The organism is Mitsuaria sp. WAJ17, assembly GCF_014174515.1.
Classification (GTDB): domain Bacteria; phylum Pseudomonadota; class Gammaproteobacteria; order Burkholderiales; family Burkholderiaceae_C; genus Roseateles_B.
Genome location: NZ_JACJUG010000001.1, coordinates 72,468 through 90,976 on the forward strand (window position 1 = coordinate 72,468; position 18,509 = coordinate 90,976).

The 18,509-nt window shown below is 69.7% G+C and carries 15 protein-coding genes; 3 read left to right on the plus strand and 12 right to left on the minus strand.

From position 1 onward, the window contains the following. Window positions 1-66 precede the first annotated feature (66 nt). From H5407_RS00290 to H5407_RS00305, 4 genes are all read right to left on the minus strand, one after another. A complete protein-coding gene (locus tag H5407_RS00290) occupies window positions 67-1,020 on the minus strand; it encodes a M48 family metallopeptidase (RefSeq protein ID WP_183102414.1) in 954 nt (317 codons plus the stop codon). Window positions 1,021-1,218: 198 nt separating this feature from the next. Beyond that, complete coding sequence (locus tag H5407_RS00295) at window positions 1,219-2,829, minus strand: AmpG family muropeptide MFS transporter (protein ID WP_183102415.1); 1,611 nt, start codon at window positions 2,827-2,829, stop codon at window positions 1,219-1,221. Window positions 2,830-2,876: 47 nt separating this feature from the next. Next, window positions 2,877-4,127: a glycosyl hydrolase family 28-related protein gene (locus H5407_RS00300; protein ID WP_183102416.1), complete on the minus strand. Its 1,251-nt coding sequence runs from the start codon at window positions 4,125-4,127 to the stop codon at window positions 2,877-2,879. Between the two features lie 333 nt (window positions 4,128-4,460). Further along, window positions 4,461-4,940, minus strand: a complete 480-nt coding sequence (locus tag H5407_RS00305; RefSeq protein WP_183102417.1) for a hypothetical protein — start codon at window positions 4,938-4,940, stop codon at window positions 4,461-4,463. 126 nt (window positions 4,941-5,066) lie between these two features. Here H5407_RS00305 and H5407_RS00310 point away from each other — a divergent pair, with 126 nt between their 5' ends. Next, window positions 5,067-5,606: a flavin reductase family protein gene (locus tag H5407_RS00310; RefSeq protein ID WP_183102418.1), complete on the plus strand. Its 540-nt coding sequence runs from the start codon at window positions 5,067-5,069 to the stop codon at window positions 5,604-5,606. A gap of 33 nt (window positions 5,607-5,639) precedes the next feature. Here the strand turns inward: H5407_RS00310 and H5407_RS00315 are convergent, their stop codons facing one another. From H5407_RS00315 to H5407_RS00325, 3 genes are all read right to left on the minus strand, one after another. Beyond that, the gene (locus H5407_RS00315) at window positions 5,640-7,121 is read right to left on the minus strand and encodes a hypothetical protein (protein ID WP_183102419.1); all 1,482 of its coding nucleotides are present in this window, start codon (window positions 7,119-7,121) and stop codon (window positions 5,640-5,642) included. Between the two features lie 439 nt (window positions 7,122-7,560). Next, entirely contained in the window at window positions 7,561-8,421 is an 861-nt protein-coding gene (locus H5407_RS00320) for a plasmid replication/partition related protein (RefSeq protein WP_183102420.1), read from the minus strand. 161 nt (window positions 8,422-8,582) lie between these two features. Beyond that, on the minus strand, window positions 8,583-10,490 hold the full coding sequence (locus tag H5407_RS00325; RefSeq protein WP_183102421.1) for a potassium transporter Kup: 1,908 nt from the start codon (window positions 10,488-10,490) through the stop codon (window positions 8,583-8,585). 258 nt (window positions 10,491-10,748) lie between these two features. Between H5407_RS00325 and H5407_RS24595 the strand changes: the two genes are divergently transcribed. Both H5407_RS24595 and H5407_RS00335 read left to right on the plus strand, forming a co-directional pair. Beyond that, window positions 10,749-12,302 carry a methyl-accepting chemotaxis protein gene (locus tag H5407_RS24595; protein WP_183102422.1) on the plus strand — a complete coding sequence of 518 codons (1,554 nt, stop codon included), beginning with the start codon at window positions 10,749-10,751 and terminating at the stop codon, window positions 12,300-12,302. Window positions 12,303-12,327: 25 nt separating this feature from the next. Further along, window positions 12,328-12,930, plus strand: a complete 603-nt coding sequence (locus tag H5407_RS00335; protein ID WP_183102423.1) for a chalcone isomerase family protein — start codon at window positions 12,328-12,330, stop codon at window positions 12,928-12,930. 333 nt (window positions 12,931-13,263) lie between these two features. Here the strand turns inward: H5407_RS00335 and H5407_RS00340 are convergent, their stop codons facing one another. The 5 genes from H5407_RS00340 to H5407_RS00360 are packed head-to-tail and all read right to left on the minus strand — an operon-like array spanning window position 13,264 to window position 18,376. Beyond that, a complete protein-coding gene (locus tag H5407_RS00340) occupies window positions 13,264-13,956 on the minus strand; it encodes a response regulator (RefSeq protein WP_183102424.1) in 693 nt (230 codons plus the stop codon). Continuing rightward, complete coding sequence (locus H5407_RS00345) at window positions 13,953-15,509, minus strand: ATP-binding protein (RefSeq protein ID WP_183102425.1); 1,557 nt, start codon at window positions 15,507-15,509, stop codon at window positions 13,953-13,955. Before H5407_RS00345 ends, H5407_RS00340 begins: the two co-directional genes overlap by 4 nt. 58 nt (window positions 15,510-15,567) lie before the next feature. Beyond that, a complete protein-coding gene (locus tag H5407_RS00350) occupies window positions 15,568-17,055 on the minus strand; it encodes a hypothetical protein (protein ID WP_183102426.1) in 1,488 nt (495 codons plus the stop codon). Then, window positions 17,052-17,981: an ABC transporter ATP-binding protein gene (locus H5407_RS00355; RefSeq protein ID WP_255500986.1), complete on the minus strand. Its 930-nt coding sequence runs from the start codon at window positions 17,979-17,981 to the stop codon at window positions 17,052-17,054. The genes H5407_RS00350 and H5407_RS00355 overlap by 4 nt, the downstream gene beginning before the upstream one ends. Further along, on the minus strand, window positions 17,978-18,376 hold the full coding sequence (locus H5407_RS00360; RefSeq protein WP_183102427.1) for a GntR family transcriptional regulator: 399 nt from the start codon (window positions 18,374-18,376) through the stop codon (window positions 17,978-17,980). The genes H5407_RS00355 and H5407_RS00360 overlap by 4 nt, the downstream gene beginning before the upstream one ends. Between the last annotated feature and the right edge of the window lie 133 nt (window positions 18,377-18,509).

Here is an 18,509-nt window from a genome sequence, read left to right on the forward strand (position 1 = left end):
GCGCCGGCCCGGGCCCCTGGGCAAAGCAGTCGCCCCAAGCAGGCGGCCCGGTGCAGCAGGACCGGATCAGTTGGCGCTGCGGCTCTTCAGCGGCGGTGCGGGCTCGAAGCGCTCGGTGGGCTTGGGCGCACGGTCGTAGAGGCCCTGCACCTTGGGCAGGTTGGCCTCGATGTCCTTGATGCGCGTGGTGCCGGCCGGGTGGGTGGACAACCACTGCGGCGGCGCCCCATTGGAAGCCTGGCCCATCTTCTGCCAGAGGCTGACGCCAGCCGCCGGGTTGTAGCCTGCGCGGGCGGCCAGCTCCATGCCGACCAGATCGGCCTCGGTCTCGTCCTCGCGACCGAACTTGAGCGTGGCCAGCTGCGCACCGATATTGACCACGGCATCCCCCACATTGCCCAGGCCCAGCAGGCCGGAGATGAGGTTGGCGCCCAGGCGCGTGGCCGCGCCCTTGCCCATGCGCTCGCGGGCATGCTCACGCAGGGCATGAGCCACCTCGTGGCCCATGATCATCGCGACCTCGTCGTCGCTGAGCTGCAGCTTCTCCAGGATGCCGTAGTAGAAGGCGATCTTGCCGCCGGGCATGCAGTAGGCATTGAGCTGGGCGCTGCCGATCAGGTTGATCTCCCATTTCCATTGCTGGGCCCGTGGGTTCCAGGGCAGGGCGAAGGGAATGATGCGCTGGGCGATGGCGCGCAGGCGGATCACCTGCGGATGGTTGGCCGGCGCCAGGGCACGCTGCTGGGCGGCCTGGCGCATGGTCTGCGTGTACTGCTGGGCCGCGGCGGTCTCCACCTGCTCGGCCGAGACCAGCTTGGTGGCCCAGCTCTTCTCCCCCACTTCGACCCCTTCGCGAGCCAGGGCCGGGGCGGCCGCGCCCAGGGCGCCCAGCCCCACCAGACCGGTGAAGAGCCGCCGGCCGGGCTTGCTGGGCGCGCAGCCCGCGCAGTCGCAGCGGCCGAAACCGTAGGCCGGCACGCCATCCAGGGTGAGTTCGTGGTGGAGATTGAAATCGTTCATGGTCATGCAAGTCAGGGCGCTGAAGGCCGGCTCTTGTCCATGCCCGAACCTCAGGCACCGACTGTACACAGCCCGCCAAAGCCTTGCGGGCCGCGCTGGACATCAGCCATCGTGTCTGTGCGGCCACAGGCCGTCCGAGACGCCCGCGGGTATCTGCGGCCAGTTCCAGTCCGATTCAGGCAATTCGGGCCGCCCGGCTCAATCGCCTGAGGTGGCGGCGTCCGGTGCCACTTCAAGGGCCACAATGGCCCGGCGCAGCGGCCCCAGCAGCATCAGCAGGGCCGGCAGGCCCAGCATGAAGGCCACGATGAAGAAGTCTGGCCAGCCGATGGACTCCGCAAGCACCCCTGCCAGCGGCCCCACCCAGACCCGCCCGACCATGGCGAAGGCCGAGAGCAGGGCGAACTGCGTGGCCGTGAAGCGCTGATTGCACAGGCTCATCAGCAGGGCGAGCAGGGCCGCGGTGGCCATGCCGCCGCAGAGGTTCTCGTTGGCCACGGCCAGCATCAGGCTGACGTCCACCGGCGTGGCCTGAGCCAGCTTGACAAAACCCCAGTCGAAAGCCGGCATGACGATGCGTCCGAGCTGCCCCGGTCCGGCCTGCGCCAGCCACCACAGGCCCAGGGCGCTGAGGGTCTGCAGGCTGCCGAAGAGCAGCAGGGAGCGCCACAGCCGCAGCTTGAGCATCAGCGCCCCGCCCAGCAGCGCGCCCAGGATGCTCAGCCACATGCCGATCACCTTGTAGGCCACGCCGATCTCGGCCGTGCTGAAGTGCATGCCCTTGAGGAAGAAGGGCGTCAGCAGGGCCTGGGCGAAAGCGTCGCCCAACTTGTAGAGCACGATCAGCCCCAGGAAGGCCAGGGCGCCCGGCTGAGCGAAGTAGTTGCCCAGGCTGTTGAGCAGGGTCTCGAAACGCGCCCGGCGCGCGGCCCACAGCGCCGCCGGGCCGATCAGGGCGATGCCCAGCAGCAGGGTGAGGAAGTCCGTCCACTTGCCAGCCAGGGCGGCGGGCAGGCTGGTGGTGGCCCACAGCGGGGCCAGCGCCTGACGCAGTGCGGGGGCCAGCAACTGGTTGACCGCCGTGGCCCCGACCGCCACCGTGACCAGCACGACGAGGAAGCCCTGCACATCATGCTGGGCCACGCTCTGCGGCGCCTGTGCCTGGCGCAGGCGGGGCACCAGCAGCACCGAGGCCGCGGCAGCCACCACCATGAGCCAGGCCATGGCCTGATAGACCTGCGGCCAGGTCCAGCCGCCGCCCTGCTGCGGGTCCACCCAGATGAAGGTCAGGCCGCCGGAGACGATCATGGCCAGGCGGTAGCCCGCCACATTGAGCGAGGCGCCCAGCCCGCGCTCGGCGGGCAGCAGCACGTCGGTCCGGTAGGCGTCGATGACGATGTCCTGGGCCGCTGAGGCAAAGGCCACGCCCAGCGCCAGCAAGGCGAAGAGGTGGGTGCTGGCGGACGGCGAGACCGCCGCCATGGCCATCATCAGGCCCGCCAGGGCCAGCTGGGTCAGCACCATCCAGCCGCGACGCCGCCCCAGCAGCGGCAGCTCGAAGCGGTCCATCAGGGGGGCCCACAGGAACTTGAAGGTGTAGGGCAGACCCACCAGGCTCAGCACGCCGATGGTGGCCAGATCGATCCCCTCCCCGCTCAGCCAGGCCTGCATCGTGGGCCCGGTCAGGGACAGCGGCAGGCCCGAAGCAAAGCCCAGCAGGGTGACGACGGCGAGGCGGTAGACGCTTTGCAGCCGCGCCGCCAGGCCGGGCGCTGCCGAAGGCGCCACGGGGGCGGGAGACAGGGGCATGGCGCGGATTCTAGGGCTGGGAAAACCGCGCCATGGCCCGACTCACATCACAGCACCACGCCGGCCTTGGTGCACGGCGCAGCCACGAACGCTGGCTTGATCCCGCGGAAAATCGGGAAGGCCGGCGCAGCGCCGCCAAACTGCACCACGCCGCCGATATTCACGTATGAGGCCGTCGCGTTGTAGTCCGAATACCAGCCGGAGGGCTTGGAGACAATATTGAGGAGCGACTTGGCCAGGTCCACCGCGCTATACCCGGACAAAGAAACCGAGCTGGGATTGCTCAGCTGGATCGCAGCCGTGTAGGACGAGGCCGTCTTGAGCCCGCTGCCGAAGAAGAAGCAGCCCTCCAGGAAGAGATTCCGGATGCCTGCATTGGCAGCGCCGTCGAAGTAGTCAGCGATATAGGCATCGCAGACACCCTCGAAATAGCAGCCCTTGACCAGCAGCTGGTCGATCGGCGACTTCATGTAGATGGCGACGGTCTTGCCGAGAATCTCCGAGTTCTCGACGGCGATCTGCTGCCAGGCGCCCTCGTTCAGAATCCCGTAGGAAAACCCGGAGCCGACATTGACGTCGGCGATCTTCAGCAGGCCGCCCGCATAGTTGGTACCGCCGACGTTCACCGTTTTCGTCCGGATGGCAGCGGAACCGTTATCGGGCGTGGCCGTGAAGTTGTTGGGGTTGAAACTCACGTTCTGGATGGTGGTGGTATACGCCGAGCGCAGCTCCAGGCCATCCGCCCCCTTGATGCTGAAAAATTCCACGTCGCGGAACACGGTGGCCGGGCACAGGTCGACGACCACCAGCGCGCCCGAGGTCGCATTGCTCTCGAAACGAAGGCCCTCGCAGAGGAAGTTGGACGATGTGCGCGTGCCCGTCCCGACCTTCAGAATGGTCTGGCCGGCGGTCGCCAGCAAGGTGGATCCGCCCTTGCGGTCGATTTCCGAAGCCCGCCCTTCACCAACGAGGGAAAGCCTGCCGGAAGGGATGGTGAGCGTCGTCCCGATGCAGTAGCGACCCGCCGGGAAATACAGCACGCGGCGCCCCGTTGCAAGGCAGTCGTTGATGGCCGCCTGAATATCCGCCGAATAGTTTCCACCGCTGCTGTCACTCTGGAACAGCGACAGATTCGCGGCGCTGAAATAGCTGAGGACATTGACCCCGTAGGACTTCACGTCCGTGGCAAGCGCCAGCTGCTGGCCGCTCCCCTGCCTGGCGGTCGCGGCCATTGCAGATCCAACGCCCGCCAAGGCGCCTGCGACGCCGACATTGCGCAGGAATGCTTTTCTATCCATGTGTTCTCCCTGTTATCTTGAAAATATTGATGTACCCGCCCGCCGGGCTCGAAAGTCCCTTTGGCGGGCGGCGGAGGCGGAGATTCGCCCCCGGCAGTCTGCTGTGGAACACCGGGGCTGGCAACGGCGTTGTCCGTGCTCGGTCTTCACTTCGCACACGGCAGATGTCACCCAATTGAAACGTTACTTCAGGGATTGAGGCAAACAGGCGAAAGCCCAGCTGGGCGCATGCAGCGGCTTTCCCCCGCCGGCTTCGCACGACCTTTTCAGCGCCCGGCCCGAGGGCGCCAGGAAATGGGAAGCCCCCGCCGCCAATCGCCTGTGCCTGGCGGCCTAGGAAAGCTTCGGGTCGTCCACGCAGCGCAGGCTCACCGCCCGGTGCCGCGGCAGGAACCACTGGCCGACGCGGCCCGGCGCGGTGCGCAGCAGCAGCCAGTGGCCGCCGGAGACGGTCCGCTCGCCCAGGCACTCGGCCAGCAGGGGCTCCGAGGCCGGGCCGTGCACGGCCACGCGCGGGCCGTGAAGCTCGCCCAGGCCGTCCTGGGTCTCGGGCAGGGTGTCCAGATGAAGGTACTGCAGCCGGCCCACCGGCACGCACAGGGGGCGGCGCTGGCCGGGCAGCACCAGGTCCAGGGCCAGGTCGCCGTCGTGGAAGGCGCTCAGGCAGCCCTGCAGCTGGCTGCCGTCCAGCAACCACAGCTCGCAGGGACCGGACAGGCCCGTCGGCCCCGCCGGCGTCAGGGCGACGGGCAGGGGCGGCAGGAGCGGCCAGGTGCCGGTGCTGCTGGAGGGGGAAGGGCGCTGCGTATCCACGCCTGCAGTGGACCCGGATCGCGCCGGAAACGCTCTGAGCCAGCGCAATCTTTGACGAAGTCCGGCCCGGACGACGCCCATTTCCCGGCGCCCCCGAAGGCATGGCAGGCCGGCGACAATAGATGCATGTCAATTCCACCTGCGCTTCCGACAAGCCCGGCCGAAGCCCCCGGCACCGCGGCCGACCCGGCCGATGCCCAGCAGTTCCGTGCCGCCCTGGGCCTGTTCGCCACCGGCGTGTGCATCGTGACCGCCCGCTCCGGGGACGGCGCGCTGGTGGGGCTGACGGCCAACTCCTTCAACAGTGTCTCGCTGTCCCCGCCCCTGGTGCTGTGGAGCCTGGCCCGCCGCGCCGGCTCCATGCCGGTGTTCAGCCGCGGCTCGCACTATGCCATCCACATCCTGGCGGCCGACCAGAAGGCCCTGGCCCAGCGATTCGCCACCCGGGACATCGACCGCTTCGCCGGCCTGGCCTGGAGCGAAGGGGCCGGCGGCGTGCCGGTGCTGCAGGGCTGCGCGGCGGTCTTCGAATGCGCCAACCGCAGCCAGTACGAGGAAGGCGACCACGTCATCTTCGTTGGCGAGGTGGAGCGCTGCAGCGTGACGCCGCAGGCCCAGCCCCTGATCTTCCACGGCGGGCGCTACTACACCGAGCTGCCACTCTGAGCATGCCGGCGGTGCCCTGCATCAGGGCGCTGGCTAGGGCGCCGGGCGTCGGTAGCCCGGCAGCTCAAGCACGTAGACGTTGACGACCGGGTCCCGTCCGGCATCGCCCCAGGAGCTGCTGAAGGCAATGCGGGTCCCGCTGGGGCTGATCGCGGGATGGGGCTCCGCCCAGTAGCTGTCCGACATGGAGCGGTGGTGCCCGACACGGCAGACTGAGGCCGCCGGGTTGGTGAGCGGGTCGCTGTCGATGAACAGCAGCTCCGAGTCCAGCAGGCTGTCACCCCGCTGGTCGTCCTTGACGGACACGGCCAGCAGGCCCCGGCGGTGGAAGGCCGTCGCGCCGATGTGCGTGCCGCTGGGCGGGTAGGGATAGCCGCGCGAGGGGCCGACCAGCACCCTCGACTGCCCCGTCTGCAGCACATGGCTCACCACCGTGCCGATCCCGCTGCCGGCCGGGCCGGTGTCGAAAGCCACGGCATTCCAGGTGTCCAACCCGTCCGCCCTCAGGCTCAAGGCCCCGTGCTCGTTGCCGCTGGCCATGTCGAGGGTCCGCAGCACCTGCATGCCGACATCGCGCACGGTGGCGGAACGGCTGCTGCTGGAGGCATTGTTCTCGTTGACCAGGAACACCTGCCCGCTGGGCGCCACCTGAGGGGCACCGTAGTCGAGCTTCGCACTCACCAGGCGCCCCACCCGGTCGTCCCGCAGGTCGTAGCTGAACAGCGATCCATTAGGCGTGCAGGCATAGCCGAAGTAGCGGGACTGCCAGTCGTTGAAGAGCGGATCGCTGCCCCCGTGCAGCTCCAGCGAGCCGCACTGTGCCGTGAAGTCGCGGACTGCTTCCGCGCGCTTCTGGCTGACCCGGTAGCGATACAGGGTGTTGTCCGTGCGAGAGCTGTAGTAGAGCAGGTCCGGATCCTGGGTGTCCCAGTAGACCTGCTCCAGGTCCACCGGCCGGATGTCGTCCAGTGCGCGCACAAAGGTGTAGCTGTGGCCGTCGTAGAGCTCATGGCGGGCAGGCCCGCCGTCGGTGCGGTAGAGCAGCAGCAGCGATTCGTCCGCATTCCAGGCCGACACCGTGGAGTACAGGGTCTTGATCACCCGGTGGCTGCCCCGCCCGTCACCCTGCACATCCGTCACGCGGCGCAACGTCGTGCCGAACTGGGGATCGCGCAAGGCCTCGCCCGGCGCCAGGCGGGGAAAGTTGTTGTTCAAGGGGCGGACCTCCAACCCGCCCTGCAGGCCCAGTGCCGAGCAGACATCCTGCTGCGGCGACACGGGGGCGAACACCGCCAGCACGGCCGATGTCTGCCCCGCCGGCAGCTCGCAGGTGCTGCGGCTACCGCTGCAGGCGCCGCGCCATTCGACGAAGCGGAAGGCCGTGCTGTAGGGCTGGGCGGTGAGACTCAGCGCCCGCTGTGGGGCAGCCAGGGCGCAGCGGTGCGCCACCGCCTGCACGCCTGCCGGCACGGTGCCGCAGCTGAGCTTCTGGTCCGCCGTGCCGACATGCCCCATGCCCGCGACCGCAAGCCGCAACCAGGCGGCGGGGCTTGGCGTTGGCGTTGGCGTTGGCGTTGGCGTTGGTGTTGGTGTTGGTGTTGGTGTTGGTGAAGGTGAAGGTGAAGGCGCGGGCGCGGGCGCGGGTGTGGGTGTGGGTGTGGGCGCCGGTGCAGGCGTCGGCACCGGCGAGCTCCCCCCACTGGCCCCGCTTCCTCCACCGCATCCATACAACAGACTCAGCGCGAGCAGACAGGCCAGCCCGCGCCCATGCGCAAGCGGTTGCAGCAGCTGATGGAGGACTGGCATGAGCGGTTCCTGGAGTGGGCCAAGGGTCGTCATGATCCCGTGACACGTCCGCCATTGCCAGTACTGGCGCGAGTGATTACCTCGCTTGCAATTGATTACGGCCTGGCAGCCCGCCGACACGATGGCGCCGTGGGCCTCGGCACACCGCTCAGGCCTGCAGCGCAGCCAGCTGGCCGCGCAGCGCGGCGTTTTCGGCCTCCAGCTCGGCCACGCGGGCCTGCAGGGCCTTGATCTGGGCCTCGGTGGCGGATTCGGCGGTCACGGGGGGCAGGCCGGCGCTGTTGAGCTTGTCCTCGCTGCCCTCGACCGTTGCCTCCTTGGGCTTGGCCTTGGACTGGCGCACGCGCTTGGCGGCCTGCTTGATCTCGTCCTTGCCGGCGGCCACGACAGCCTGCTGCTCCTCCACCGGCAGGGCGGCCACGGTGGCCGCCGTGTTGAGCGAGACGGTGCCAGCGCGCACGGCGGCCACCAGCTCAGGGGCGGCGCTTTTCTGGATCTTCTCGATCTGCTGGACCTGGGATGCGCTGATGCGCGCGGCGCGGGCCACGGCCTCGCGGGTGTTCAAGGCGGGCACGGGCGGCAGCTCGGTCTGGCCGTCCCAGGGCGCATCGGCGGGCTCGGCCACGCCGGCCTCGCCCGGGGCGGCGGCCATCTGCTCGGCGCTCTCGGCCAGCTTGCGGGCGCGGCGCTCGGTCAGGATCTCCTTCTTGCGCAGGGCGAGCACACCGCGCTGGAAGTCCGAGACGCTGCGGCGACCCAGGTGCTGGTCGATCATCCACAGGTGCACGTCCTCCATGGACTTGAAGTGCGGATGCTGGATCGTCTGGAAAGGCAGGCCGTGCTTCTGGCAGATGCCGTAGCGGTTGTGCCCGTCCACCAGCACGTCGCCCCACAGCACCAGCGCGTCGCGGCAGCCCTCGGCCAGGATGCTGCGCTCCAGGGCCTCATGCTCCTCGGGCGTCAGCGGGTCGATATAGGCCTTGAGTTCTTCCTTGACGATGATGTTCATGACGGGCGCGGGGACGGGTACAACGGGTTCTGCGGGCCGCGATTGTAGGCAGTCGCCGCATCGCCGCGGCACAGCCCCGCCGGCCCGGCTCCGCGTGAGGGTGTCCTGCCGGGCCGGCGTCTGCGACCTCCTCCCTGAGGTCCTTGCCCTGCGTCACCCGCTCAAATCTGCACCCGCGTGCCCAGCTCCACCACAGCGTTGTCAGGCAGACGGAAGTACTCAGCCGCGCTGCCGGCGTTGCGGCTCAGCGTGGCGAAGAGGCGCTCGCGCCAGTGAGCCATGCCGGAGCCGGGCGTGGGCACCACGGTCTCTCGGCTGAGGAAATAGCTGGTCTCGAAGGGCGGCACCTCCAGGCCCAGGGGCCTGCACAGGGTCAGGGCGGCCGGCACGTCGGGCGCGTCCATGAAGCCGAAATGCAGCGTCACGCGCCAGAAGCCAGGCACCAGGGGCGCCAGTTCCACGCGCTCGCCTGCAGGCACATGGGGCCGCTCGGCGTAGACCACGGTCAGGATCAGGTTCTGCTCGTGCAGCACCTGGTTGTGCTTGAGGTTGTGCAGCAGGGCCTGGGGCACGGTGTCCGGATTGGCAACGGCATAGACCGCGGTGCGGCTGGCGCGGTGGATGCCGCTGTCGCTGACGGAGATGCCCTGCAGGAAGGGCAGCAGGGCCAGACCGTCGCGCTGGATGCCCTGCATCAGCAGTTTGCGCCCGCGCGCCCAGGTGCTCATCATCAGGAAGAGCAGGCCGCCCATGGCCAGCGGGAACCAGCCGCCGTCCAGGAACTTGATCGCGCAGCCGGCCACCAGCAGGGCGTCCAGGGCCAGGAAGAACAGCGTGGCGCCAAAGGCCACCGGCGCCGGCAGACCCCAGCCGTGGCGCACCACGAAGAAGGTCAGCACCGTGGTGATCATCATGGTCAGGGTCACGGCGATGCCGTAGGCGCCGGCCAGGGCCGAGGAGCTGCCGAAGAAGAGCACCGCGGCAAGCACGCCTGCCAGCAGGGCCCAGTTGACGCCGGGCATGTAGATCTGGCCGGCCTCGCGGGCCGAGGTGTTGCGCACCTCCATGCGGGGCAGGAAGCCCAGCTGGATGGCCTGCTTGGTCATGGAGTAGGCCCCCGAGATCACGGCCTGCGAGGCGATCACCGCCGCCAATGCCGCCAGCACCACGGCCGGCAGCAGCCAGCTGCTCGGAAACAGGCGGTAGAAAGGGTTCTCGATGGCGGACGGGTCCTGCAGCAGCAGAGCGCCCTGGCCCATGTAGTTCAGGGCCAGGGAGGGCAGGACCAGGCCCGTCCAGGCCAGGCGGATGGGGCGGGCGCCGAAGTGGCCCATGTCTGCATAAAGCGCCTCGGCGCCGGTCAGGGCCAGCACCACGGCGCCCACGGTGGCGAAGAGGTGCCAGCCGCGCTCGGTCAGGAACTGCCAGGCATGCACGGGGTTCAGCGCGGCCAGGATGCCGGGCTGCTGGGCAATGTGCCACAGGCCCATGCCGGCCAGCACCAGGAACCACAGCGTGATCACCGGCCCGAAGAGGCGCCCGACCACGGCCGTGCCGAAACGCTGGATCAGGAACAAGGCCACCAGGATCAGCAGCGAGAGCGGCAGGACCAGGGGCTTGAGCGAGGGCGTGATCACCTCCAGGCCCTCGATGGCGCCCATCACCGACACGGCTGGCGTGATGATGCTGTCGCCATAGAACAGGGTGGCGCCGAAAACGCCCAGCAACAGCAGCACGCCGCGCAGGCGGTGGCGATCCTTCACGGCTTGCGCAGCCAGGGCGGTCAGCGCCAGCCCGCCGCCTTCGCCGCGGTTGTCCGCGCGCAGGATCAGCAGCACGTACTTGAGCGAGACCACCAGCATCAGCGCCCAGAGGATGGTGGACACCGCGCCGATGATGTTGGGCGCCGCCAGCGCCACGCCGGTGGCCGGCAGGAAGACCTCCTTGACGGTGTAGAGCGGGCTGGTGCCGATGTCGCCGTAGACGACGCCGATGGCGCCCAGGGTGAGGGCCGCCAAGCCCTGGGGAGGATGGCCGTCGGTGGACGGCGCTTGTGGAAGAGATGCCATGGGGCGAAGGCCTGCTGTGGGACTGGCGGCACTGTCGCCTTGGCGTCATCAGGAACGCATAAGTACCGATCTGGCGCCCATCCAGTGCCGATCGCGCCACAAGCGGGCGCGGAAGGCAGCGAAACAGCGCCATATGTCACGTCCCCGGGAGGCCGTCGCGAGCCACTTGTGGAAGACTGAAAGACCCCCTCGTTCAGGGGGCTGGCAGCGCGCGCGATGCCGCGCCTTTGCCTCTTCCCTCCACGAAGGTGTGCCGTGATGAAGTTCAATTCGCTGCGAATCGGTCAACGTCTGACCCTGGGTTTCGGGGTGGTGATCGTCCTGCTGCTGCTGATGGCCGGCATGGCCATCTCCGGCACGCGCGAACTCAGCCGGGACGTCAACGAGGCCATCAGCCAGGGCTTCCAGAAGACCTTCCTGGCCAACCGGGCCAAGGCCGAGCTGGGCGATGCCTCGCGGGGCATGATGAGCACGTTGATCATGACCAACGAGGAGCAGGTCAAGAAGGAGCTGGCCTCCGTCGAGAGCCTGCTGCAGTCGCATGAGAAGTCCATGGCCGCGCTGGAGCAGCTGGTCAGCGACGACGAGGGCCGGGCCGCGCTGAAGGCCATGAGCGAGGTGCGCGGCAAGTTCATGCCGGCCCAGGCCGGCTTCGTGAAGCTGGTGGCCGAGGGCGACAAGGACCAGGCCACGCTGAAGTTCCTGTTCTCCGTCCGCGCCCTGCAGGTCAAGTACCTCGCGCTGATGGACAAGTTCGTCGAGACCCAGAACAAGCAGATGCACGAGGCCGGCGCCGATGCCCAGGCCCTGGCGAGCCGCAGCATCACCGTCATCGCCGTGCTGGCGGCGTGCGCCACCGTGGCCAGTGTGCTGATCAGCGTGATGGTCTCGCGCGGCATCGTCGGCCCGCTCAAGGGCGCGGTGGCCGTGGCCCGCAAGGTGGCCTCGGGCAATCTGAGCAGCAGCATCGAGGTCCGCGGCCAGGACGAGACCAGCCAGCTGCTGGAGGCCCTGGCCGAGATGAATGAGGGCCTCAAGCAGATCGTGGGCAAGGTGCGCGACGGCACCGAGTCCATCGCCTCGGCTTCCGCCGAGATCGCCAGCGGCAATATGGACCTGTCGTCCCGCACCGAGACGCAGGCCGCAGCCCTGGAGCAGACCAAGCATTCGATGAACGAGCTCACCGAGACCGTGCGCCGCAATGCCCGCAACGCCCACCAGGCCAACGAACTGGCCCAGCAGGCCTCGCAGGTGGCGCATGAAGGTGGCGAGGTGGTGTCGCGCGTGGTGAGCACCATGGGATCCATTGACGCTTCGTCAAAGAAGATCGTGGACATCATCAGCGTCATTGACGGCATCGCCTTCCAGACCAACATCCTGGCCCTGAACGCCGCGGTGGAAGCGGCCCGTGCCGGCGAGCAGGGCCGCGGCTTTGCCGTGGTGGCCTCCGAAGTGCGCAGCCTCGCCCAGCGCAGCGCCGGCGCCGCCAAGGAGATCAAGAGCCTGATCAGCGACTCGGTCGAGAAGGTCGCCCAGGGCAGCCAACTGGTGCAGCAGGCGGGCTCGACCATGGACGGCGTGGTGGCCAGCGTGCGGCGCATGACCACCGTGATCGGCGAGATCTCCGTGGCCAGCGAGTCCCAGACCGAGGGCATCGAGCGCGTCACGCGTACCATCCATGAGATGGATCAGAGCACCCAGCAGAACGCGGCCCTGGTCGAGCAGGCCGCCGCGGCCGCGGATTCCATGAAGAGCCAGGCAGATTCCCTGGAGCAGGTCGTCAGCCTGTTCCAGCTGGATGAGCGCCGCTGACATCCCTTTGACACAAGGAGCGCCCATGAGTCTTCGTCCCTCTTGTCTTTCCCGCCGCAGCCTCGTCGCTGCCGCCCTGCTGGCCGCGGCGCTGCCATGGACGGCGCAGGCGGTGGAGATTGCCGGTGTCAATGTCGAGCCTACGGCCAAGGTGGCCGGCAAGGAGCTCAAGCTCAACGGCGCGGGCATCCGCACGCGGGTGATCGTCAAGGTCTACGTGATGGGCCTCTACCTCACCGAGAAGCAGACCACGCCGGCCGGCGTCTTCGACTCCCAGGGGCCGCGGCGCTTCTCCATCACCATGCTGCGCGAGGTCACCGGCGAGGACTTCGGCCAGGCCTTCATGGCCGGCATCACCGCCAACACCGACAAGGCCGAGCGCTCCAAGTTCGTCAACCAGTTGGGCGCCTTCGGCGAGGTCTTCGTCAACGTGGGCTCCATGAAGAAGGGCGACACACTGACGGCCGACTGGGTGCCCGGCACCGGCATGGTGATGGCCGTCAACGGCAAGACCGTGGGCGAGACACTGCCCGATGTGGGCTTCTACAACGCCGTGCTGAAGATCTGGCTGGGCGAGAAGCCCGTGGACACCAGCCTCAAGCCCGCCCTGCTGGGTGGCAAGACCTGACCCCGGACGGGTCCTCAGCCGTGCCGCTCAGCGGCGCAGCAGGAGCAGCAGGCAAAGCCCCCAACAGACCGACGGGGGCAGCAGCGTCAACAGGGCGCCCAGCAGCGCCAGTCCTGCGCAGGGCAGCATCAGGCGCATGAGCCTGATGAGGGCACCCGCGCCCCAACCGGGCCGGCGCCTGCCTGCCTGGCCCTTCATGCGCCGCACGCCCGCCGCGCTTGCCTGAACCATATCGTCGTCCTTCAGGCCTCTGAGCGGGCCACGCAGCGCAGCATCGGCCCTCCCCCATCAGGAACGCATATGGGCCGCCCTGCCTTCAGACCTCTGCGGCCATCAGCGGGCATCAGCCAGGCGATAGCCCACGCCGGGCTCCGTCAGCAGCAGGCGCGGATCAGCCGGCTCGGCCTCCAGCTTGGCGCGCAACTGGCCCATGTAGAGGCGCAGGTAGTGGGTGTGCTCGGTGAATTCGGGGCCCCACACATCCGCCAGGAGGGCGCGATGCGTGACCACCTGCCCGGCGCTGCGCACCAGCCGGGCCAGCAGCTTGAATTCGGTGGGCGTGAGGTGCAGGACCTCGCCGTCCAGGCTCACGCGGTGCGCCTCCAGGTCCACGCACAGGCGGCCCTGCTCATAGCGGGTGACGGCCGCGCGGGTGTGCACGCCGCGGTGGCGCAGGGCCACGCGCATGCGGGCCAGCAGCTCGCTGATGGAGAAGGGCTTGACCAGGTAGTCATCCGCACCCGCGTCCAGCAGGCGCACCTTGGCGCCGTCCTGCTCGCGTGCCGAGATCACCAGCAGCGGCGTGCCACGCTCGCGGCGCAGGCGTTGCAGCAGCTCCTCGCCCTCGCCGTCGGGCAGGCCCAGGTCCAGCAGCACCAGATCGGGTGGCTCGGCGTGGCTCAGCAGGGCGTGGCCCTCGGCCAGACTCGCGGCGGTCTGCACCTCGTAGCCCTCCAGGGCCAGGGCGTCGCGCAGGGTGCGGCGCAGCTCGCGGTCGTCCTCGACCAGCATCACGCGCAGGCTCATGGCGTGTTCTCCATCGTTGAATCCAGGGCCGGCGGCGCCTGCACGGGCAGCCGGCATTCAAAGCTCGTGCCGCCATGGCTGCGTGCCCGCAGGCGCAGGCTGCCGCCGTGGACCTCGGCAATGGCGCGGCAGGCCGCCAGGCCCACGCCTGCGCCGCGACGGCTGCCAGCGGCGTCCGGCCGCTCACGGTCCAGCTCTTCGAGACGCTGGAAGGGCTCGAAGATGCGCGCCCGCGCTGCCGGCGGCACTCCGGGACCGCGGTCGCGCACGGCCATGAGCAGCCCGTCAGACTCTTGGCGCACCAGCAGCTCGATGGGCCCTTCCGGCGCATAGCGCAAGGCATTGTCCAGCAGGTTGTCCAGCAGCTGAGCCAGCAGCACGGCGTCGCACTGCAGCAGGGGCAGGGCGCTTGCCACACGCAGGCGCACGCGCTGCGCGGCCTGGGCCTGGCGTTGGCGCACGCGGCGCAGGGCCGCGCCCACCACCTCCTCCGGCGCCTCCCAGTCCATGCGCAGCTGCAAGCCGGCGCTCTCCAGGCGAGCGAGCTGCAGGGTGTTGTCGGTCATGCGGGAGAGCTGGCGGGTCTCGTCCAGCACAGTGGCCAGCAGCTTCTGGCGCTGTGCGGGCGTCTGGCGCTCGCCCTGTTCGAGCAGTGAGCTGGCGGCGCCCATGATGGTGGCCAGGGGCGTGCGGTAGTCGTGGGAGATGGCCGCGAGCAGGGCATTGCGGGTGGCCTGACCCTCGGCCTCGTCATGGGCGCGGCGCGCAGCCTGCTCGGCGGCCTGGCGCTCCAGGGCCAGGCCCATCTGGTCGCACAGGGACTGGGCGTGGGCGCGCAGCTCGGGGTCGGGGTGCAGGGCGTCCGGCAGGATCAGCAGGGCTGCGCCGTGGCTGGCCTTGCGGCCGCGCAGAGGCAGGTACCAGGCCCGCAGCTCCTGGTGGCGCCCGGTGCCGGGGCCGAAGGGCGCACCCTGGCGCCAGCAGGCCCAGAGGCCGGCCAGTTGGTCTTCATCCGGCTCGCCGATCAGCAGCTGGCCCTCATCAACACGGTTCTCCCTGGGCAGAGGGCCGGAGCCCAGCAGCAGGGGAGCGGGCGTGGGCAGCAGGGCATCGAGCTGGCCCTGCAGCAGGGCGGCAGCCTCGACGGGTGACTGGCTATCCCGCAAGGCCTGGCCCAGCGCCCGGAGCTGGTCGGCCTGTTCGGCATGCCGGCGCGCGGCGTCGGCCTCGCGGCGCAGCCGGCTCAGCAGCACGGCCACCAGCCAAGACAACGCCAGCATGGTCGCCAGCAGCCACAGATGGCTCCAGCCCTGCAGCTCCATGCTGCGCTCGGGGCTGACGAAGCGCCAGTTGAAGGCCAGCACCGCCAGCAGGCTCAGGCCCATGGAGGCCAGCAGGGGCAGCCACAGCGTGCTCAGCGTGGCCGCCAGCACCAGCAGCAGGACCAGGTTGGCCAACTCCACATGGGCGTCCACCCGCAGCATCAGGCCCCAGCTCGCCGCCCAGATGAGGGCGGGCGGCAGGTAGCGCTTGAGCAGGGGTGGGAGGGTCATGGGGCGCTACGGTAGCAGGCCCCGCATCAGGATGGCATCAGGGTGGCGGCCCCGCGCCTCAGGCCTGCGGCCGTGAGGCATTGCGGCCCCAGGGCAGCGCCTGCAGTGGCTCGCCCTGCAGCCGGCGCAGGGCCAGCATCCAGGCCCCGGCGACGAGGAACAGTATCAGCCCGCTCAGGCTGCCGCGCTCCAGCAGGCCCCAGTGCTCCGGCAGCAGGAGCTGCCAGGCCAGGGCAGCGAGCACGGCCACCACCAGCAGGCCGGTGCTGCCGGCCGAGGTCCGGGTGTCCCAGCGTCGCAGCAGCAGCAGGCTGGCCAGCAGGGCGCCCACGCCCAGGCCCTGCAGGAAGGAGCCCGGCGGCGGCAGCGCCGCCTGGCTGAGCAGGAGCAGCCCCGGCACGGCCAGACCCAGCATCAGCCAGGCCTGGCGGGCGAGCAGGCGGGCCCGCAAGCGGCCCGGCTGCTGCGGCAGGCCCGGCAGCAGCACCAGCAGCGCCTGCTCGCGCCTGGAGCGCTGCAGGGCGGTGCCCAGGCTGAACAGGGTCCCCATCATCATTCCCATGCACAGCTGGCCCAGGGCCATCAGAGGCCAAGTCCAGGCGATCTGCCCCAACGACCGCCCCGGCGGGATCATGTCCGGCACCAGCAGGAGTAGCAGGGCAGCGCCCAGCGCGATCAGCGGCAGCACGACCATCATGCTGCCCACGACGAGGGTCCAGTGCGCGCTGCCGTAGAGCGGCAGCTCCAGGCGGGCCAGGACATGACGCAGCGTGGGCCTGGAATGGCGGATCAGGCGGGCCATGTACCAGCGGTTCAGCATCGAGAACAGCCACATCATGCGCAGGCCCCAGCGCCCCTGGTGACGTGGGTTGAAGCCGCCGGCGCCGTCCTGCATGGAAGCCAGCAGGCGCAGCATCTGCTCGTAGCGCCGGACATGGGCCGCATCGCCCTTGCCCATCAGGTCCATCTGGAACAGGGCCAACCCCGCCAGCAAGGGCAGGCACAGCCAGGCGGGACCGGCCTGCCAAACGGCCACCCAGGCCCGGACCAGCCCCTGCGCCAAGGCGCTCCCCTGCAGCAGCGGTACCAGGGCCGGCGGCGCGAAGGCAACCAGCACGATGCTCAGCGGCCAGCGCACCAGGGCCGTCAGCAGGCTCAGGCCCAGGGCGGCGAGCAGCACCGTCGTCCAGACATCGACCCGCAGCCAGGCGGCCAGGGCCCCGGCCGCCAGTACGGGCAGGCCCCACAGAAGCAGCACCGCCAGGCGCAGCCGCTGCACGTGCCCCGGCACCAGGCGGGCCAGGTGCGGATGGTTCTGGCGGCGCAGGCCGGACAGCGTCAGCATCCAGCCGACGACCAAGAGCACTGCGCCCGCCAGGCCGGTGGCGAAGAGGGCCGTGGGCCAGCCCTTGGTCCAGGCCAGCAGGCCCAGCAAGCTGCCGAGGCCCAGCACGCCACCCCACAGCAGGCGGGCCGGGGTCTGGTTGAGGCGCCAGCGCCAGGGGGCGGCCAGCAGCAGGCTCGTGGGGGCAAGGTAGCCGTTCATGCGGTCAGCTCCTCGAACAGATCCTCCAGCTGCACGCCCTGCAGGCCGCCAAAGGTGTCAGGCAAGACCTGGCCCTCCGGCCACTGCAGCAACCAGCGTTCCAGCCCATCGCCCACGGCGCGGCGCGACAGCACCGTGGCACCTGTGGCCGCTGCCGCGTTCAGGGACTGGACCGGTCCCTGCGCGATCCGGCACTGGTCCATCAGTCCGTCCAGCGGGGCCTGCAGGGCCAGGCGGCCGCGGGCCATGAAGGCCACGTTGAAGGCCACGCGTTCCAGGTCCGAGAGGATGTGGGTGGAGAAGACCACGGTGGTGCCGCGGTCCAGCACCTGCTCGACCAGCTCGCGCAGGAAGTCGCGGCGGCCCAGGGGGTCCAGGGCGGCCACGGGCTCGTCCAGCACCAGCAGGTCCGGCCCGTGGGCCAGAGCGCGCACGATGGACAGGCGCTGCTGCTGCCCGCCGGAGAGCTTGGCGATGGGCTTGTCCCGCGGCAGCTCCCAGCGCGACATCAGGCCGTCCACGAGGCCCTCGTTCCAGCGCGGATAGAAGCTGCGGAAGTAGGCCAGCAGCTGGGCGGGGGTGAAGTGCTCGAAGAGGTCGGACTGCTGCGGCACATAGCCGATGCGGGCGCGGGTGGCGTCGTCCAGGGCGCGCACATCGCAGCCGAAGAGCCGTGCCTCGCCCTGCTGCGGGTCGCGCAGGCCCAGCAGGCATTCCAGCAGACTGGTCTTGCCGGCGCCGTTGCGGCCCAGCAGGCCCACCACCTGGCCGGGCATCAGCTGCCAGTCGATGCCGTCCAGCACCGTCTGCGAGCCGTAGCGCAGGCTCAGGCCTCGCAGGCTCAGGGCGGGCGACAGGGCGGCGGACTGGCTGGACAGCGGGGCGGCCATCTGCAGGCCGGTGGCGCTCAGGATCTGGGTGGTCATGCGGAGTCTCCCTCGTCAAGAATGGTCTGGAACAGCTGCAGGGCCTGGGCGGGCTTGAGCTCCAGCTGGCGGGCTTCACTGGCGGCCTTCTCCAGCGTGGGGCGCAGCAGCTCGACCCGAGTCCCCAGCGGCTGGCGCCGCCCGTGCTGGGCCGCCACCCGCATGGGCAGGCCGCGCTGGCGTTCCACCAGCCCTTCCGCCTCCATCAGCCCGTAGGCCTTGGAGACGGTCATCGGGTTGACCGCCAGATGCGCCGCCAGCTCCCGCACCGAGGGCAGCTCCTGCCCCGCCGACAGCTGGGCACTCGCCACGAGGCGCCGCAGCTGCTCCAGCAGCTGGCGGTAGATGGGCTCCGTGGAGCCCGTCTGGATGTGGAAGAGGTGAACGGTGGACATTGTTGAAGGCGTTGTGTATCAATACAGTAATACAGTTGGAGGCAATTGGCAAGGTGAGGAACGTCAGGGGAGCGCCGTGGGGGTCTTGGCCGGAGGGGGATGCAGGTGTCGCACGGTCTTCAACGGGCGGACG